Raw genomic sequence first — 20,088 nt, forward strand, 5'->3', positions numbered from 1 at the left:
TTTTTTATAAGTGATGGTTATTTCCTGGCTACTCTCAACAACAATATAATGACTAATAATACGGAAAAAATAAAACCCAATATCGCTATCAGAGACAGCTCTCCTATTCTGGGTCCTGTTTCGGAAACAAAAACAATCGCCGTAGCAATGATATTGGCCCCCAGGATCATGGCTAAAACCAGATTAACCACGCTTGATTTGATCAGCTGGTTGGTTTTTTCAATGTTTTTGATTTCAGTGGATACGGTGAATTTATTTTCATCCAGTTTCTGTAAAACAGAACGGAGTTCTTTCGGGATTTCATCTACATTATCGGTGAAATTCATCATCCTGTCCATTCCGGTTTTTAACAGATTTTTGGGACTGATCTTTTTGGTAAATATTTTCCGGCTGTACGGGTGAAGGCTTTTCACAATATCCAGATCGGGATTGATATTTCTTCCTACTCCTTCTATCAGACTGATCCCTTTAAACAACAGATAAAAATAATCCGGCATATACAACCTGTTATGAGCCAGGATATCTTTCATTTTATTAATGATTACCTGTACATCAATATTCTGCAGCGAAGAACTGTGGACAAAATTGAGAATATCTTCCACATCATTTTCAAATCTTCTCTCATCGGGAATTTCATAACTGACCGCCATTTTTTTGAGATAACGGACTATTTTGTGTGGATTTTTAGCCACAAAACTCACAATAAGGTTTTCAAGGATCTCCTTATCATTGGGCTGAATCTTTCCTACGGCACCAAAATCAATGAAGACTACTTTCCCGTTCTTTTTCACGAGGATATTTCCGGCATGGGGATCAGCATGGAAAAAACCATAATCCAGGATCTGGGAAACGAACAGTCTCAATCCTACTTCCGAAACTTTTACCGGATCAATACCATTAGCTAAAAGCACTGATTTATCGGTTACCTTAATCCCATCGATGAATTCCATACAAAGAATATTGTTGTTGGAAAATTCTTCATAGACTTTCGGAACATAGGTTTCTTTGTTGTTCTTAAAATTCAGACGGAACTGCAGGATATTGTTTTTCTCATTGATGAGGGAAACTTCTTCCAACAGGGATCTTTCGAAGGTGGAAATAGCCTGTTTCAGGTTAAGCTTCTCTCCTATTTCCGAATAGGCAGATACCAGTTTTTCCATATCTTTGATCAGCAACAGATCATCTTCAATAACAGATTGTACATCCGGTTTTTTGAGCTTTAAAATGACAGGACTGCCATCAAGCAGAACGGCTTTATACACCTGAGCTATGGAAGCTGTGGCTAAAGGATCTTTAGTGATTTCCAGAAAGTGATCTCTAACCGAAATATTGAATTCATTTTCCAATGCTTCTTCTACGTTCATATCCACTGTTTCCACTTTATCCTGAAGCTTCTGCAATTCCTGAATCAGTTCCGGAGGCAGCAAATCTTCCCGGTTGCTGAATGTCTGGCCAAGTTTTACAAACGTGGGACCCAGCTCTTCCAATACAAGCCTGATTCTTTCGTAGACCGTTCCTTTTGATATCACCTCATCAGGATCTGAAGAAATCTGCTCCTGTTTATTTCCTGTATTCATCCTTGCCAGCATATCTTTAAATCCATATTTACTCAATACGGAAATAAGCCTGGCCGACCTTTTCAGTTTTCTTTGCTGCTTGTCAAACATAAATTTTAAATAGTAGGTGCAATTTACGTCAAAAAGTATTCCCATTTTTTATTACATTCGAAGACAGAAAACTATAATACCTTAATTATGAGAAAAACAATACTATTATTATTCTCACTCTTTAATTTTCATATTCTTTTCGGGCAATCTAACTATGATCTGGGCTACAAAGAATATGACCAGCAAAATTTTCAAAAAGCTATTTCTTATTTTGATAAAGCGATCAGCGCCAGGGAAAATATTTTTGATTCTTATTTATACAGAGGAATGTCATATCTCTACTCCTATGATGGTAAAAAATCCAAAGAGGATTTTGATAAAGTTCTTGAGTTAGACCCACAAAACTCCAAAGTTTATGCTTTTTATGGAAAATATTACGCATTAACCAATCAGTTTGCAAAAGCGGTGGAGAGTTATACTATTGCATTGGAAAGAACTCCCACAGATTACAGGCTGTATAGTGAAAGAGGAGCTTCCAAAGCTGAACTTGGCATGTATCATGAAGCTCTGGCTGATGCTGATATTTCTGTACAAAAACAGCCTCAAAATTATAGAGGTTATTTGAACCGGGGCTATATCAAAATGCGTATGGATAAGTTTGCTGAAGCGATAGACGACCTCAACACGTCATTAAGTCTGGAAAAATCAAAAAAAGGTTATGAGTACAGAGGAACAGCCTATGCTTTATTAAGAAAACATGATGCCGCATTGCAGGATTTTGAAAAGGCTCTGGAATACAATCCTAATGACCCTCTTATCCTTTATTATCAAGGTGAAGTTTTATTATCCACAGGCCAAAAAGAAAAGGCTTGTAAAAGTCTGTTGAAAAGCAAGCAATTAGGAAATAATGGTATTGATGATGTTATTCTTAAAGCAAAATGTTCAGAAACACTCAAATAAAAATTTCAACACAAAACCAGTATTTTGCATAATTAAATTCAATCATATTAAGAAAAAGCATCATTTATAATAAATTTGATATATTTACATGTACAAATATTAAAACAAATCCATAAAATATTACAACATGAAAAATTTACGTAACAGCAAACTGTCAAGAGAACAATTAAAAACTATTTCAGGAAGCGGTATCATTATCGGAAACTGTTCTAATAAGTGCTGTCCTGATGACGGAAGACCAAGATGCCCGGGAATGATTTGTCCGGCTGTGGTGTGCCCTAAATATGTATAAAATTTGAGAATATTTTAAATACAGAGCAGACTTTGATCTGCTCTTTTTTATTGGTTTATTTTGTAAATTGCACATATTTCAGAATAAGAATGAAGCTTGCCTATGAGAGAAAGATTTGAAACATTCCAACCGAAAAACCCGACAATCAAAAAGTATATTGATTATTATTACCTGGACCTGAAACCGCATAACAGCATCCATACATTTCAGTGTTTTCCGCACTTTAACAATACCATTTCTTTTCATAAATCCCATATTCAAACAGAAAAAGGGGATGTTGCTTTTGATGAGGCCGCTCAGGCACTTCAGATCTTCACTCCTATTCGCGAAAAGGTTCTCAACGTTGTACAATATGGAGAAGTTTACAGAATCGTGATTGTATTTCATCCTTTGGGAGTTCAGCAATTTTACAGAAACCTATCTTTTACGAAGAGTCTTAACCACCTTGAGTTCTTAAGTCCGGACGAACTAAATAAAGTTTTTTCGACGACAGATACGCAACTGCTTACTCATTTACTGGATGCTTCTCTGAAAAAAAGATTCATTCCCTTCGAAAATTCTATTCTGGAAAAGTCCATTCAGTATATATTCAATCATTGTGAAAGTTTTACCGTGACTGAACTTTCTGACACCATAGGAATCAGCAGACAGCATCTGAACAGAAACTTTCAAGCTCATTTAGGCGTCTCGGTTAAAAAGTTTCATGAAATTGTTCTCTTCAGAAAAACAGTAAATGAAAAACTGTTTGAAAATCCGGACAGAAGTTTTACAGAACTGGCTTATGAATTTAATTTTAATGACCAGTCACATTTTAACAAGGCCTATAAAAACCTTACAGAAAACTCTCCAAAAAGTTTCTTTGACCAAGGAACCGTTTTAGGCAGCCAGGATACTTTCTGGCGTTTACTTCCCTGATGTGTTCCATTTTTACAATTTTCCTCGGCTTTTTATCTCTAGTTTTGCCTCATCAGATTTTAATGTATGAGGAATTATTTAACAATAGGTTTCATTTGGGCAGCATCTCTTATAAGTGGGCAGCAAAGTTATTCAGTCCTGACCCAAAAGGCATCGGACCTCATGGAGGAAACAGAAAACGGAGCCGATTATCAGAAGGCCTTCAACCTATATGAAGAGGCTTTCAGAATGTATCCCGACAGCATCGACGGAACGGGGCTTTATAATGCGTCTGTTTTAGCTTCAGAACTGAAAAACTATGATAAGGCTTTCCAATATCTTACTCCACTTATTAAAATAAAAGCTACAGAAAGCACTTATCCGGGATGGAGCTATATTGAAGATGAATCTTCAGAAAGTGACTATAAAAACCTGCTGGCTGATCCAAGATGGAAAGCCCTGAAGCAAAGTACAGTGCCTTATAAAGAAGAGTTTTACAATAATTTAAAGAAAATTCAGGACGAGTTTTTCCAGATGAAAGAATATTCTTTTAATGAGAAGGAAAATGCTGATGTATTGTACAATCATATAAAAAACTATGCTCCGTTTCTACCCAAAGCACAGCGGAATTATTCTGTTTCATTCAAAATAAATGATTCTGCCACAACTTCTTATCTTGTTCATTTACCGAAAGACTATAATCCGAAAAAAAAGTATCCACTTTTATTTTTTCTACATGGAGCCGTACGTTTCAGTAATTTAGCAGACTTTCAGATCCCTCAGCAAAATCTTGGAAGCTGGAACAGGTATTATACCAAGTATGCCGACTTAAATGATGTCATCCTGGTTTTCCCACAAGCCAGCAAAGCCTACAACTGGATGACCTCTGATGACGGTTTTTTCATGGTTCCCGAAATTCTGAAACAGATCAAAAGAACAATTAACGTTGATGACAACAAGGTTTTTATTTCAGGCCATTCCAATGGAGCAACCGGATCATTTTCCTATCTGATGAAGCAGCCTTCTCCGTTTACCGGCTTTTACGGCCTGAATACCTATCCTAAAGTTTTTACCGGCGGAACTTTTATCGAAAATATAAAAAACCGTTCGTTCATTAATTTTTCTACGGATCAGGATTACTATTATCCAACTAATGCTAATGACGATCTCACAAAAATGATGCATGGAATAAAGGCCGATTATAAGGAGTACCGTTATAATGGATTTCCGCATTCATTTCCTATGTACAATGCCTCCGAACCTGCTTATCAGATTATTTTTAATGATATGAAAAACCGGGAAAGAAATCCGTTTCCTAAAGAAATTTCGTGGGAATCTGATGATGAAAGATATGGAACTATTGACTGGTTATCCGATATAAAAAGGGATACACTACGATCTGCAGCTGTTTGGCATAAAAAACTGAACTTCAAAATCACAAAATGGCTGAAATATGATAAAAATGACAGTTTAGTTGTTGAAAATACAGATAAAAATGCTTTTGACTTTCCAAGAAAATCAGGAAAAATAAAGGCTGAATATGCTCAGAATGTTTTCCGGATAGAGACTTCCCGTATCGGATCTTTTTCTATTAATATTTCTCCGGAAATGATTGATGTTGATAAAAAGGTTAAAGTTTTTATCAATGAAAAATTATATTTCAATGAAAAAGTAAAATATGACCGTGAATTTATGCTGAAGAATTTTGAGAGAAACAGGGATCGTGAGCAGATCTGGATTAACTACATTAATTTTAAAGTCTAAAGTACCCATTAATATTTCTTCCTCTAATTTTCATTGTATAATGCAGTTAAGAATCTTACAAGTTGGGACGTTTTTTTTATTAATCGCAAAGGCAGACAAAGATAATTAACAGCTGTGTGTTTAAGATAAACAAAGCCGCTTCGCTTATTTTTGAAATACAAGATTTTATCTAGATCTACATTTTTGAGAACTGAAATTATACTGGCTAAAGGCGAAATAAATTAATAGGTTCGCTAGTGCAATTTAGGAAGCAGATTTATGCCATAACAAAAACCACCTCTGCCGGGGTGGTTTTAAGTAATATAATAATTGTTGTTATTTCAGATAGGTATCGTAAAGGTCTTTCCTTCTGTCTTTCATTACCTGAACGGAACCGTGGTGATGAAGGTCTTTCAGCAGATTGAGGTCTACATCCACAATCAGGGTCATTTCTGTATTGGGAGTTGCTTCTCCTTTCACGGCATTGGATGGAAACGCAAAATCAGACGGGGTAAATACGGCTGCCTGTCCAAACTGAATATCCATATTGTTCACCTTTGGAAGGTTTCCTACACAACCTGCAATGGCTACGTAACATTCATTTTCTATAGCTCTCGCTGCCGCACAGTGGCGGACTCTCATATAGGCGTTCTGTGTATCGGTAAGGTAAGGAACGAAAAGGATTTTCATTCCCTGATCTGCCAAAATCCTTGGCAATTCCGGAAATTCTACGTCATAACAGATGACCAATCCTATTTTTCCGCAGTCGGTATCAAATACTTTTATCTCACTGCCTCCTTTCATTCCGTAGTATCTCTTTTCATTCGGGGTGATATGAATTTTTCTGTATTCATCCATACGTCCGTCACGATGAAGAAGATAGCTTACATTATACAGTTCATTGTTTTCAAAAACAGGCATGCTACCGGAAATAATATTCACGTTATAGCTGATAGCCAGTTCTGAGATCTTTTCTTTTATCTGATCGGTAAGCTTGGCCAGTTCGATCATACTGTCTCTTTCTGAAAGTTTATTAAAGGGAGCCAGCAAAGGAGTATTGAACAATTCCGGAAACAGGACAAAGTCTGATTTGTAATCTCCCATTACATTCACGAAAAATTCTACCTGCTCATAAAACGCTTCAATATCTTTGAAATGCCTCATCTGCCACTGTACCAATCCCAAACGGATAATGCTGTCCTGCATGGTATTCGGGCGCTTGCTGTAATAAATATTATTCCACTGAAGAAGAACCGCATTTTCTCTTGATGCTTCATCTTCGGGAAGGTATTTTCTCAGAACCCTGATCGGCAGGAAATTATTGGAAAGCTGGAAAGACAATACGGGATCATAAATCTCTTTATCTCTTACCTTACGTATATATTCTCTTGGAGAAAATTCATGGCTGTATTTGTGGTAATTCGGGATTCTGCCTCCAAGGATAATGGATTTTAAGTTTAATAATTCGCAAAGCTCTTTCCGGGCATCATACAATCTCCTTCCGAGACGCAGTTCACGGAATTCAGGGTCTACAAACACTTCTATTCCGTACAGTACATTTCCGGTATCTGAATGGGTATTGAAGGTATAATTTCCTGTAATATCGCTGTAGGTATGATCGTCCCCGAATTCTTCATAGTTAACAATAATTGAAAGCGCCACGGCGGCCAGTTTTCCGTCTACCGTAATACAGATCTGCCCTTTCGGAAACATCCGGGTAAGCTTTTCAATGCTTTTTTTAGACCATATAGACTCCGACATCTGCGGGTAAGCCCTTTTCATCGTTTCTGCCAGTTCTTCATAATCCTGAACACTCAGGGGCCTTGTTTCTATTTGCATTTGATGTAATTTTACTTAAATTTAGGGAAAATATTTTATTTAAATCTTTATATAAAGGTACTTCTTCCATCATTTATATAAATTTAACTGCCATATTGTACATTTTATGATTCAGGCTCAAAAGCTGGAATCAACAAACGACCAGGATGAACATAAGCTTAGGATTATTTTTTTCTTATTATACTTTTTCTTGAAATCGAAGCTTCGACGTAGTCAAAAAAAGTATACAAAATTCAAGACCGGAATCATTCGCTAAAAATTGAGACTGCTTCCTGGGTCAATCCGGCAAACCTATTGCTCTTAGTTGAACTCTTTTGCTAAAATCATAAACTTAACAAAGTCTTATTTTAAAGTAAATGAGGATGTTCCATAATTATAAAATATATTATTCTCAAATTTTGTGACTGATTCTATTTTATTTATTTCAATAATATCCAATAAAAAATCCTACCCAAATGGGCAGGATTTATATTCTCAATTCAAGTTTAAATTATTCCCACTCAATGGTTGCTGGTGGTTTGCTTGAAATATCGTAAGCTACTCTGTTGATTCCTCTTACTTCGTTGATGATTCTGCTGGAAACGGTATCCAGGAACTCGTAAGGAAGTCTGCTCCACGTTGCCGTCATAAAGTCGATAGTGTTGGCTGAACGAACGACTGCGGTGTATTCGTAAGTTCTTTCGTCTCCCATAACTCCTACAGATTTTACGGGAAGAAGGACTACGAAAGCCTGGGATACTTTTTCATAAAGATCGTTTTTATACAGTTCTTCGATGAAAATATCGTCCGCTTCCTGAAGGATTCTTACTTTTTCTGCATCTACAGCTCCCAATACTCTGATTCCTAGTCCCGGACCAGGGAACGGGTGTCTGTATACCATATGGTGAGGAATGCCTAATTCTTCTCCAACTCTTCTTACTTCATCCTTGAAAAGCTCTCTTAATGGCTCTAACAACTCGAATTCCATATCTTCAGGAAGTCCTCCAACGTTGTGGTGAGACTTAATTACTGCAGATGGTCCGTTTACAGACTGGCTTTCGATTACATCAGGATAAATGGTTCCCTGAGCTAAGAATTTAGCGCCTTCAATTTTATGGGACTCTTCGTCAAATACGTGGATGAATTCGTTTCCGATGATCTTTCTTTTCGCCTCAGGATCATCTACTCCGGCTAATTTGGAAAGGAATCTTTCTTTAGCATCTACCATTTTAATGTTCATATGGAAATGCTCTCCATATTGATCCATTACTTTCTTCCCCTCATCTTTTCTCAATAATCCTGTATCTACGAAGATACAAGTCAATTGATCGCCAATTGCTTTATGGATCAAAACAGCTGCTACAGAAGAATCTACTCCTCCTGAAAGTCCAAGGATTACTTTGTTGTCTCCAACTTTCTCACGGATTTCTTCAACTGTTTTTTCGATATAATTGGTTAGTTTCCAGTTTTTTTCTGCATTACAGATTCCGAAAACGAAATTTTCCAACATTTTTCCGCCTTCTTCGGTATGGGAAACTTCCGGGTGGAACTGAACACAGTAAATTTTACTTTCTTCATTAGAGATGGAAGCAATTACTCCTGATTTTGCATTCAGTTCAAAGCCTGCCGGTAGTTCTCCTACTTCATCAAAGTGGCTCATCCATACTACAGAGTTTTGAGTGACTCCTTTCAGTAAAGAGCTTTCTTTAACGATCTCTAGGTTTGCTTTACCATATTCTCCTTTTTCTCCTTTGTTTACCTTACCTCCCAAAAGATGGGCAGTCATCTGCATTCCGTAGCAAATTCCAAGAACGGGAATTCCCTGTTCGTATAATGCTTTTTCTACCAGATGGGCATTTTCTGCGTTTACAGAGCTTGGTCCTCCGGAAAGAATGATTCCTTTAGGCTGTTTTGCTAAAATATCTTGTAAAGGTGTATTGTAAGGTAAGATTTCAGAGTATACTCCCATTTCACGGATTCTTCTTCCGATAAGCTGGTTGTACTGGGATCCGAAGTCTAAGATAATAATACCGTTGTTCATTTTTGATAATTGATAAATGATGATTAATTTAAAAGCTTTAAGCAATAGGCTTCAGGCTATAAGCTTTCCATACCGCAATAAGCATACTGCCTGTAGCCTAAAGCTTATTGCTTATTTAACTGTTTTACAAAAAAAGACTTGGAGGTGATCCAAATCTTTTTTCGTGATTTTTATTAAAACTTTCCGATGTCTTCTCTATAGAAACCGTAGTCGAAGTGTACGTGACCTGCGTCTTCGTAAACTTTCTTGCGGGCTTCATCGTAAGTAGCTCCTGTAGCTACAATGTTCAGCACTCTTCCACCGTTTGAAACTACTTTGTCTCCTCTTCTGATAGCTCCCGCATATAAAAGTTTGCTGTGTTTCATTTTATCTTCACCGGAGATTTCAAAACCGGTTTCGATGTTTCTTGGGTATCCTCCTGAACACATGACAAGACATACTGCTTTTTCGTCTTTGAATTTAAGCTCGATATCTTTTCCGTCCATACAATCCTGGATCACGTCCAAAAGATTGTTTTCCATAAGGGCCATCAGTACCTGAGTTTCTGGATCTCCAAATCTCATGTTGTATTCAAGAAGGTAAGTTCCGTTTTTGGTAACCATTAATCCGAAGAAAATGATTCCTTTGAAGCTGAAACCTTCTCCTTTAAGACCTTTAATGGTAGGTTCTAAAATATTTTTCTCGAAATCAGCGTAGTGTTCCTGCGTAAATTCCGGGCTTGGAGCTACTGATCCCATACCTCCTGTATTTGGACCTGTATCACCGTTTCCGGCTTTTTTATAATCTTTTGCTGCGATACACGGGAAAAGCTTTTCACCGTTTGAGAATGCAATGATGGAAGCTTCAAAACCTTGCAGATATTCTTCAATAACTAAACGGATTCCCGCGTCACCATAGATTCTTCTGATCATGAAGTCGTGGATGGTTGCTTCTGCTTCTTCCAGCGTATCACAGATCACCACTCCTTTTCCTCCTGCAAGACCGCTGGCCTTGATTACTAAAGGAAACTGCTGTTTCTGAACGTATTCTTTAGCATCGTTGTATGAATCAAATACTACAGCTTTAGCTGTTTTGATATCATAGGTCTGCATAAACTTCTTAGAGAAAGCTTTACTTCCTTCCAGACTCGCCACTTTTTGAGTCGGACCGAAAACTTTCAGATCGTGCTTTTTAAATTCATCCTTCAAACCTGCTACCAGAGGTGCTTCCGGACCTACAATCGTAAGATCTACCTTTTCTTTGATCGCGAAATCTCTAAGTTCTTTGATTTCTGATAAATGAACATTTTTCCCTATTACATCGGTAGTAGCATTCCCGTTGGCAAAAAACATTTTAGAAATTCTCGGGTCATTCTGAAGCTTTGCTGCTAGAGCAGATTCTCTACCGCCTTCACCTATGATTAATATTCTCATACTTTATTTATTATCTAGTCTTATTCTACAAATATATAATTTTGGATGCTATAAATACAATCTCTAATTATTTTTTAATTCTATTTTAATTAGTGAAAAAAGTGTCGGACTCCTGTGAACATCATCGGGATACCATGCTCATTGGCGGCCTCAATACTGTCCTGGTCTTTTACACTTCCACCCGGCTGGATGATTGCTTTGATACCCTCCTGTGCGCAGAAATCAACTACGTCACGGAAAGGGAAAAACGCATCGGAAGCTAATACAAGATCTCCGGAGAATTTCTCTTTTGCTCTTTCAATGGCCTGCTGTGTTGCCCAGATTCTGTTTACCTGTCCGCCACCGATCCCGAAAGCCTGGATTCCGTTGGAAACCACAATAGCATTTGATTTTACGTATTTTACTACTCTCTGGGAGAAAAGCAGTGCTTTTTTCTGTTCTTCCGTAGGCTGTACTTCTGTAACTACTTTGATGTCATCAGAGAAATGAGTGTCGTTATCCTGAACCAGGATTCCTCCATCCACTTTTACCCATGTCTGCTTATCGGAAACAGGGTTTGCGATCCTGATGATTCTAAGATTTTTCTTTTTTCTTAAAATTTCCAGTGCTTCTTCATCAAAGTTAGGAGCCATTACAATCTCAAGGAAGGTTTTATTTAATTCTTCAGCTGTAGCAGCATCAATTGTATAGTTCATTGCAACAATTCCGCCAAAGATGGAAACCGGGTCACATTCGAAAGTTTTCTGATAGGTTTCCAGTGCTGAAGTTCCGATGGCTACACCGCAAGGGGTTGAGTGTTTTACAGCGCAACACGCCATTTCTTCTTTAAATTCATTCACTACTTTCCAGCAAAGATCCATATCGCGAAGGTTGTTGAAAGAAAGTTCTTTTCCGCCAAGCTGTGTGAAATCTTTCATAGCACCGTTCTCGAAAGTAGAAACGTAGTAAGCTGCCGTCTGATGGGGGTTTTCGCCGTATCTAAGGTCTGCGACTTTTTTGTAGGAAGCATTTAAGTAAGCAGGATAGTCTTCTTCTAAAAGCATTCTTGAAATCGCTGCATCATAAGCAGAGGTAAGGTTGAATACTTTTCCTGCCAGCTTTTTACGGGTTTCAATATACGTATCTCCGTTCTGTTCCATTTCCAGTTTTACAGCCGTATAGTCTTCTACATCCGTGATTACGGTAACAGAGTCAAAATTCTTAGCAGCAGAACGAAGCATTGACGGACCGCCAATGTCGATAAATTCTACTTTCTCGTGTAAAGAAATGTCTTTGTTTACGTTTTCGAAGAAAGGGTAAAGGTTTACGATCACCATGTCAATCAGACCAATTCCGTGTTCCTGAACGGTTTTCATATGCTCTTCGTTGGCACGGACTGCTAAAAGTCCTCCATGAACTTTCGGGTGAAGGGTTTTCACTCTTCCGTCAAGCATTTCAGGGAAATTGGTTACCTCATCAATCTGAATGGGATTTAAGCCAGCGTCTTTCAAATGCTTGAATGTTCCTCCTGTGGAGATCAATTCATAATTCTGGGCTTCCAAAAACTGTGCAAATTCAATTAATCCGCTTTTGTCTGAGACACTGATTAAAACTCTCTTTTTACTCATTTTACTTTCGATTTTTTCATAGGATTTCACCCTATGCTTGTTTTCAACCGCCCTTTCGGGACTTTCAATTTTTACTTTTTACAGCTATTTCAAACTGTAGCCGGTTCTTTCACCTCCGGACTTATTTTTATTTTACTTAGATTCTTTTATTAATGTAACCATATATCAGTTGAACAATGTAACAATAAATGATTGGTAAACTGGTACATTGTTAGATTGTTACATTATTTGTTTTGCAGGACCTTATTAATGGCTAATGGAAATATCTCATATTCAACCTGGTGGACTTTCTGAGCTAATGTTTCCGGAGTATCTTCTGCTGTTACTTCAAATGATTTCTGAAGAATAGCTTCCCCTTCATCAATTCCCGAGGTTACAAAATGTACGGTAGCTCCACTTTCTTTTTCTCCTGCTTCAATAACGGCGTTGTGAACGTTCATTCCCCACATCCCTTTTCCTCCAAATTTCGGAAGCAATGCAGGATGGATATTAATAATTTTTCCGTTCCAGTTTTCACAGAACTCAGGTTTTAAAATGGATAAAAATCCTGCTAAAACGATCAGGTCTGTATCTGCCGGAATTACTTTCGCCAGTTCACTGCTGAAATTCTTTCCTCTTGGAACCAGTATATGGTCTATAGCATGATTCTTTGCTCTTTCCAGTCCGTAACATTTTCTGTCTGCAACAACCAAAGATACTTTTGCATTTTCTATTTCACCTGCTTCAATGGTATCAATGATTCTCTGAAGATTGGTTCCTGAGCCGGAAACGAGTACAACGATGTTTTTCATTATTCAGATGTTAGATGTCAGATTTAAGATTACAGACTTAGAGTCTGATGTATAGGATCTGAAATCTGATGTCATTTAAAATTTCAAATCAATTTTCTCTGCGCCTTCTGTGATCTCTCCGATTTCGTAAGCATCATCTAAAAGGTGAAGTACTTTTTCAGCGTGTTCAGCATCTACTACGATGATCATTCCTACTCCCATATTGAAGGTTCCGAACATTTCTTCACGGGCTACCCCGCCTCTTTTCTCCAGTTCAAGCATTACACTTGGAATTCTGATTTTGGAAGCATCAATGGAAGCACACAGACCTTCAGGAATAATTCTTGGAACGTTTTCGTAAAGTCCACCTCCTGTGATGTGGGCAATTCCGCTTACTTTTACTTCTTCAATTACTTTGTGAATGTCCTGGAAATAAAGTCTTGTTGGTACTAAAAGGGTTTCGTATAATGGTTTTCCTTCAAACTCCTCTTCGAAGTTCGGGAATACTTTTCTTACTAAAGAGAATCCATTGGAATGGAATCCTGAGCTTGGAAGGGCAATGATCTTATTTCCCGCTTTGATTTTGGAACCGTCGATGATCTCATCTTTTTCTACAATTCCTACGCAGAATCCTGCTACATCATAATCTCCCGGCTGGTACATTCCCGGCATTTCAGCAGTTTCCCCACCAATTAATGCACAGTTATTGTCTTTACAAGCTTTTACCATTCCTAAAACAATCTCAGCAGCAATTTCAGAATCTAATTTACCGCAAGCCAGATAATCTAAGAAGAACAATGGTTTTGCACCGTGGCACAGAATATCATTGGCACACATGGCAAAGCAGTCAACTCCAATAGAGTCATACTTTTTGGTATCCAAAGCTACTTTCAGCTTTGTTCCCACTCCGTCTGTTCCTGAAACCAGTACAGGATTTTTATATCCTCCGATCTCATAGAAAGCTCCAAAGCTTCCCAGATGGTTCAGTACATTGGAATTGTGGGTCTCGCCTACTGCTTTTTTGATCTTATCAACCGTTTTGTACCCTTCTTCTTTGTCTACTCCTGCTGATTTGTAAGTGTTGCTCATGTCTGCTTAGATTTTTAGATATCGGATTTCAGATTTCAGATGACTAATTATCCTGCATCTGATGTCTTACGTCTTCTTATCTTTTAATATTTCAATTACTTTTTATTTCAGATTTAGAAAATAAAAAAGCCGACAATCTTGGTAGATTATCGGCCGTTATTTTATCTCAGAATTTCAGAGCCCACAGTTTTCCCTTTCTTTGGAAAACATTCTTTAAAAGTGGTCTGAATTTTCATCTCTTTTCTTTTTGCAAAAATAGTAATTTTAAATGAATTTTCAAATTCTATTTTTCAAGGATGGTTTCAATGGCCGCAATCTTTGTGATTTTCTCCTTTAATTCAGTGTTTTTCTCTTCATTGGAAATTTTCTGTTCTGCTTTATCGAAGTTATCATTGAAAAAAGGAAGTGAAAAAGTTTCTACAATATTCCCTCCGTGGAAAGGGAAACGCTTCGTTGCTGCTTCCAAAACTCCGGCTCCACCTCTTCCGCCCGGGGATGTTGACATCAATAGCATCGGCACTTCATTCCATACGGTTCTGTCTTTAATTCTGGACACCCAGTCGAACACGTTTTTGAATGCTGTAGAGTATGTTCCGTTGTGCTCCGGCAATGCTACTAAAAGTAAATTAGCTCCGTCAATTTTCGATGCAAAATCATGAGCTTCCTGAGGTACACCACCCGCTAATTCTCTTTCATGCTTATAAATCGGCATTTCAAAAGGGTTAAGGTCTATTACTTCTACTTCTGCATTTTCAAACATGGATGCTGCATAGGCTACCAGCTGTCTGTTCATTGAAGCCTCTGAATTGCTTCCTGCTATTGCTAAAACTTTCATTATTGTCTATATTTTTAAGGTATGTATTATTGTATCGCAAATATCGCGAAGTTTTTATGATTATGGACCTTTTTCCAAGACAGATTTATCCTGGAAAAAGATCCGTAATTATTACGTTTATTTTAAGTAAGACGGCAGCTCCATCGGTACTTCCATCAACAGGATTTCAGTATCTTCCGTTGCTTCGATATTGAAACTCTGGGTATCCCAGATTCCAAGCCCGTCTCTTTCATTGAGAACCCTGTCTCCTACTTTGGCACTCCCTTTTAAAACGAAAGCATAAACCCCATTTCCTTTTTTGTTGAGCATATAGTTTTTACCGTTTCCTTTTTTAAAGTTGGCGATATTAAACCATGCATCCTGATGAATCCATACTCCGTCATCATTTTTATTAGGTGATAAGATTTGCTGGAATCCGTTGATCTTTTCTCCCTCTTTGATGCTTTTCTGGTCGTATCTAGGTTCCACGTTCAGTTCTTTCGGAAAAACCCAGATCTGTAAAAATTTCACCGGAACATCTTTATTTTTGTTGTATTCACTGTGCATTACTCCGGTTCCGGCACTCATCACCTGAATCTCGCCTTTTTTAATAACCGCCGTAGTTCCCATTGAATCTTTGTGTTCCAGATCTCCTTCCAGAGGAATTGAAATAATTTCCATATCCCTGTGAGGGTGTGTTCCGAATCCCATTCCTTGTGTAACGGTATCGTCATTCAATACTCTTAATACCCCAAAATTCATTCGGTCTTTGTTCTGATAGTTAGCAAAACTGAATGTGTGGTAACTGTTCAGCCATCCGTGGTCGGCATGGCCTCTTGAATCTGCTTTATGATATACTGTTTTCATTCTGTGATTATTTATGGTACAAATGTACGGGATATGGGAATTGAAAATTGTTGATGTAGGTTAAGAAAGGAGATGAAGGGGGGATGGGATTAAATTTGAGGCGGGCTGAAGCGCGCTTCTATTGAATAAAGTCTGCATTCTTTTAAATGATAGACGGTTTTTATAATGTCGTTTTTCAATTCAATCTGTTTTTTTTCCTGTTGATCTTCTTGTTCTTTTTTGGTTTAAATAAAACAAAGCGGGCTGAAGCCCGCTTCTATTGAATAAAGTCTACATTTTTTTAAATGGCAGGTGGTTTTTGTAATCCCATTTTTCAGTTTCATTATTTATTGAACCTGTGACTTCTTAAAAATGTACCTGTTGGATTTCTTCCTGTATTTCCTTTGGGGTTTCATCTTCTGATTTAACAAAAATCATAGTGACCAAGGCACCGATAAGCATGCATACCCCCCCTACAACAACATAATCCATTGCCTGTTTTCCAAAGATACCGCTTACAATAGGACCTCCCAATAATCCGTTGATGATCTGCGGTATAACGATAAAGAAGTTAAAGATCCCCATATAAACCCCCATTTTCTTTTGCGGAATCACTTCGATCAGCATCGCATAGGGCATCGCCAGGATACTTGCCCAGGCAAATCCTAATCCAATCATGGAGATCCACAGATGATCTACATTTTTAATGAAATACATTGAGATCAATCCTAATCCTCCGCATAATAAAGCTAAAGCATGGGTTTGTTTTTTACCAATCCATTTTGCGATAGGGGTCAGTAAAAATGCAAATGGAATAGCCCATAGATTGTACATCCCGAATAATTTTCCGGTAAGGTCTCCGGCATCATTGAATGCTTTGGAATGCGTATCTTCAGGAGAAAGCCCCAAATGATGGGTTGCCAGGGCACTCGTGGTAAATACCCACATGGTGAACAGGGCAAACCATGAGAAAAACTGAACGATCCCAAGCTTTTTCATCTGCGCAGGGATAGCTGCAAAATCCTTAAAGATATCTGAAAACTTAGAATGTACTTTCTCTGTTTCTGTACCTTCTTCTTCAAATTCTGCGAATTCCTGCGGAGAATATTCTCTGGTGGTGACAATGGTATACAGAATAGATATGAGAAGCAATACCGCCCCTACATAAAAGGAATAAATTACATTATCAGCGACAAAACCTTCGGGAGCTACATTGGAAACTCCAAGTTTAGTCAGCCAATCCGGCAGATAGGAACCGAGTACGGCACCAAATCCTATCAGAATAGTCTGCACCGAAAATCCAACAGTTCCCTGGTGTTTTGGCAGCATATCTCCTACCAACGCTCTGAAAGGTTCCATAGCAATATTGACGGAAGCATCCATCATGGCAAGGAAAACCACAGCCAGTAAAAGTGCACTGGCGGCAAACATAGTGGTTACAGATGCTGCATTGGGAAGCAATACCAATCCTATGGCGCAAAGAATGGCTCCAATTAAAAAGTAAGGTTTTCTTCTTCCCAGCGGGCTCCAGGTATTATCTCCCATATGCCCGATAATCGGCTGAACAATAAGGCCTGTAATTGGAGCTACCAGCCAGAACCATGATAATTCATGAACATCTGCTCCCAGATTGGCCAGAATACGGCTTGCATTACCGTTCTGCAGCCCGAATGCCATCTGGATTCCCAGAAATCCCATGCTCATATTGATGATCTGGAGCATGGAAAGATTGGGTTTTATTTTTTTTGAAACAGTATTAGAAGCCTTCATCTTTATTTCTTTAATTCTTGTATCAACAGATCTTCAATAGCTGTTTTTTCAGCAACTACTTTATCTACTACATCGTTTGGGACCGTCATGGAAAGTACATATTGCTTTACTTTCCAGCTGCCATTAATTTTTTCTACCACTCCAGATCCTCTGCAGATCTTCATCTGGGTATTGAGCAATTCATCAAACCATGCCAGCTTTCCGTCTTTGCTGAAATAGATGTTTCTTTTCAGAGCTGTAAAGTTCCAGGTTTTCTTTTTGTCAAAATAAGGTTTTGCCCAAACCATGAAGGCTTTTTTATCCCAGACTTCGGTAGCATCGGTTCCGATAAAGGTAGATTCATCGGCAAAATAATTGAAATAGGTGTTGAAATCAGATTTTGCAGCAGCGGTGTTAAAACCATCAAGCATCGTACTGATCTCTGATTTTTCTTTCTCAAATGTTTTACCAGATTGTGCCGAAAGCATCGAAAATCCAAATAAAAAAAGGATTAATGTATAAGCTGCTATTAATTTTTTCATAGGTATTATTTATTTTTCAAGTTCAATAATAAACGAAGTTCTGGCAGGAATTGTTGTGGTGTGCTTTAAACTCAGCTCCATTCCTGAAATAATTTCTTTCCCTTTGGAAAATCCTTTGAGGGACTCTTCAAAATATCTTAAGTCTACGACCTGTTCTTTTTTACTGTTATTGATCATAACCATTACGCTTTCCTTATCATTATATCTGAAATAGGTAAAAACGCCATCTTTAGGAACGTAATTTTTAGTTTTCCCGGTGTGGATGACTTCTTTTCCTTTTCTCCAGTTTAATAATTTCTGGGTAAACTGATAAAACTCTTTTTGTTCAGAGGTCTGTTCTGATGGATTGAACGCATTCTGCTTATCAGATTTCCAGCCACCCGGAAAGTCTCTGCGGATGTCAGCATCTCCTCCTTTTTTCTTGTTTCCGCGCATTCCTATTTCTGAGCCGTAATAGATCTGTGGAATTCCACGAGCGGTAGAAATCAGAGCCAGCGCCATCTTGTATATTTTAGGATCGCCTTTGAAAATCTCGTTCCAACGTTCGGTATCGTGGTTTTCAAAGAAGACTAAGATATTGTTGATATCAGGATATAAAAAATCGCTGGTAAAGGAATTGTAGAGCTTTATCATTCCGCTGTCCCAGCTTTCTTTTTCGTTAAAAGCTTTCGGCATATCACTAAAAAGCATAAAATCCATAACGGAAGGCAGATTGGAGTTGTACCCCGCCGCTTCTCCTGTTTTAGAATTCTTCTGCCATGCTGAGATCTGGCCAGCAGTGTAAAGCCATGATTCCCCTACAATGTTGAATTTAGGATATTCATCGGTAATTGCTTTTGCCCATGCAGCCATTGCTTCTTTATCGTTGTACGGATAGGTATCTACCCGGAAGCCTCCTAATTCAGCATATTCAATCCACCAGATGGCGTTCTGGGTTAAATATTTTAGTACCAAAGGATTTTTCTGGTTGAGATCCGGCATTGTTTTGTCAAACCAGCCGTCCAGAGCGTATTTTTTATCAATTTCTGATGCATTGGTATCAAACTGCGTAGTTGTTTTATAATTGGAACGTTTGAATCCGTTTTCTCCATCGGTAAACCAGTGGATCCAGTCTTTGGAAGGCATATCTTTGATCATCCAATGGGACACCCCCCAGTGATTGGTAACATAATCCATGACCAACATCATTTTCCTTTTATTCAGTTCACGGGAAAGTTCTCTGTATTCTTCGTTGGTCCCGAATCTTCCGTCTATTTTATACAGATCGGTCTGAGCGTATCCGTGGTAAGAATATACTTTTTCGTTATCTTCATTTACAGGAGTAAGCCATACTGCTGTAGCACCAAGATTTTGGATATAATCAATATTTTTGATGATCCCTTTTAAGTCGCCGCCATGTCTTCCGTTGGGAAGTTTCCGGTCTGCTTTTTCTGTCAGATCCGCTTGAAAATCATTTGTTTCATCACCATTAGCAAAACGGTCAGGCATGATAAGATACATTACATCTTTTGAGGTAAAGGATTCACGGTCTGCTGATCCGGGATTTCTCTGTTTGAGTTCATAAGTGTATGAACCCAGATTCTGTTTCCCGTTTTTGACATTGAGGGTGAATTTCGGAACATTAATTTCATTGGTATTGACGGTAACGAAGGCATAGTTAGGATTGTCAGTCTTCTGAATATCTTTCACCTGCACACCATCTGACAATTCAATCTGATGTTTAGCGATGTCTTTTCCATATACCAGGATCTGAAGTTCAGGATTTTTCATTCCTTTCCACCAGAAAGCAGGCTCTACTTTTTCAAGCGGTTTTTGTGAAAATGCTGCAACAGCAATGGTAAGTGCGGAAACAATGTATATTTTTTTCATAAGAGGATTCAATTTAATATTAATTTTTCTTTAAA

General features: G+C 38.1%; 16 protein-coding genes. 4 read left to right on the forward strand and 12 right to left on the reverse strand.

Features of this window, described 5'->3' with window-relative positions:
- Positions 1-17 precede the first annotated feature (17 nt).
- Entirely contained in the window at positions 18-1,712 is a 1,695-nt protein-coding gene (locus J2Y40_RS05615) for an AarF/UbiB family protein (RefSeq protein WP_309997670.1), read from the reverse strand.
- Positions 1,713-1,754: 42 nt separating this feature from the next.
- On the opposite strand from J2Y40_RS05615, the gene J2Y40_RS05620 reads away from it, so the two are divergent.
- The 4 genes from J2Y40_RS05620 (at position 1,755) to J2Y40_RS05635 (ending at position 5,517) form a co-directional block, all read left to right on the forward strand.
- Positions 1,755-2,567, forward strand: a complete 813-nt coding sequence (locus tag J2Y40_RS05620) for a tetratricopeptide repeat protein (RefSeq protein ID WP_153391267.1) — start codon at positions 1,755-1,757, stop codon at positions 2,565-2,567.
- A 127-nt stretch (positions 2,568-2,694) separates the two neighbouring features.
- A complete protein-coding gene (locus tag J2Y40_RS05625) occupies positions 2,695-2,859 on the forward strand; it encodes a hypothetical protein (RefSeq protein WP_185113845.1) in 165 nt (54 codons plus the stop codon).
- Positions 2,860-2,961: 102 nt separating this feature from the next.
- Positions 2,962-3,774 carry an AraC family transcriptional regulator gene (locus J2Y40_RS05630; protein WP_153391265.1) on the forward strand — a complete coding sequence of 271 codons (813 nt, stop codon included), beginning with the start codon at positions 2,962-2,964 and terminating at the stop codon, positions 3,772-3,774.
- A 162-nt stretch (positions 3,775-3,936) separates the two neighbouring features.
- Complete coding sequence (locus J2Y40_RS05635) at positions 3,937-5,517, forward strand: alpha/beta hydrolase-fold protein (RefSeq protein ID WP_309997674.1); 1,581 nt, start codon at positions 3,937-3,939, stop codon at positions 5,515-5,517.
- 315 nt (positions 5,518-5,832) lie between these two features.
- On the opposite strand, the gene J2Y40_RS05640 is transcribed toward J2Y40_RS05635, so the two are convergent.
- From J2Y40_RS05640 to J2Y40_RS05690, 11 genes are all read right to left on the reverse strand, one after another.
- A complete protein-coding gene (locus J2Y40_RS05640; RefSeq protein WP_309997675.1) occupies positions 5,833-7,335 on the reverse strand; it encodes a carbon-nitrogen hydrolase family protein in 1,503 nt (500 codons plus the stop codon).
- A 490-nt stretch (positions 7,336-7,825) separates the two neighbouring features.
- Positions 7,826-9,373, reverse strand: a complete 1,548-nt coding sequence (gene guaA, locus J2Y40_RS05645) for a glutamine-hydrolyzing GMP synthase (RefSeq protein ID WP_409017684.1) — start codon at positions 9,371-9,373, stop codon at positions 7,826-7,828.
- Between the two features lie 155 nt (positions 9,374-9,528).
- The gene (gene purD, locus J2Y40_RS05650; protein WP_153391257.1) at positions 9,529-10,767 is read right to left on the reverse strand and encodes a phosphoribosylamine--glycine ligase; all 1,239 of its coding nucleotides are present in this window, start codon (positions 10,765-10,767) and stop codon (positions 9,529-9,531) included.
- A gap of 89 nt (positions 10,768-10,856) precedes the next feature.
- The gene (purH, locus tag J2Y40_RS05655; RefSeq protein WP_309997680.1) at positions 10,857-12,374 is read right to left on the reverse strand and encodes a bifunctional phosphoribosylaminoimidazolecarboxamide formyltransferase/IMP cyclohydrolase; all 1,518 of its coding nucleotides are present in this window, start codon (positions 12,372-12,374) and stop codon (positions 10,857-10,859) included.
- Between the two features lie 224 nt (positions 12,375-12,598).
- Positions 12,599-13,165, reverse strand: coding sequence for a phosphoribosylglycinamide formyltransferase (purN, locus tag J2Y40_RS05660; protein WP_309997682.1), 567 nt, complete (start codon positions 13,163-13,165; stop codon positions 12,599-12,601).
- A 75-nt stretch (positions 13,166-13,240) separates the two neighbouring features.
- A complete protein-coding gene (gene purM, locus J2Y40_RS05665; RefSeq protein WP_153391251.1) occupies positions 13,241-14,233 on the reverse strand; it encodes a phosphoribosylformylglycinamidine cyclo-ligase in 993 nt (330 codons plus the stop codon).
- Between the two features lie 283 nt (positions 14,234-14,516).
- Positions 14,517-15,068: an NADPH-dependent FMN reductase gene (locus J2Y40_RS05670; protein WP_153391249.1), complete on the reverse strand. Its 552-nt coding sequence runs from the start codon at positions 15,066-15,068 to the stop codon at positions 14,517-14,519.
- Between the two features lie 117 nt (positions 15,069-15,185).
- A complete protein-coding gene (locus tag J2Y40_RS05675) occupies positions 15,186-15,914 on the reverse strand; it encodes a pirin family protein (RefSeq protein WP_153391247.1) in 729 nt (242 codons plus the stop codon).
- Positions 15,915-16,259: 345 nt separating this feature from the next.
- Positions 16,260-17,663, reverse strand: coding sequence for an MFS transporter (locus J2Y40_RS05680; protein WP_153391245.1), 1,404 nt, complete (start codon positions 17,661-17,663; stop codon positions 16,260-16,262).
- Positions 17,664-17,665: 2 nt separating this feature from the next.
- Positions 17,666-18,184, reverse strand: a complete 519-nt coding sequence (locus J2Y40_RS05685; protein ID WP_153391244.1) for a nuclear transport factor 2 family protein — start codon at positions 18,182-18,184, stop codon at positions 17,666-17,668.
- A 9-nt stretch (positions 18,185-18,193) separates the two neighbouring features.
- Positions 18,194-20,053, reverse strand: coding sequence for a glycoside hydrolase family 13 protein (locus tag J2Y40_RS05690; protein ID WP_153391242.1), 1,860 nt, complete (start codon positions 20,051-20,053; stop codon positions 18,194-18,196).
- Between the last annotated feature and the right edge of the window lie 35 nt (positions 20,054-20,088).

Origin of the sequence: Chryseobacterium sp. 2987 (assembly GCF_031456375.1) — a bacterium.
Taxonomy (GTDB): Bacteria; Bacteroidota; Bacteroidia; order Flavobacteriales; family Weeksellaceae; genus Chryseobacterium; species Chryseobacterium vaccae.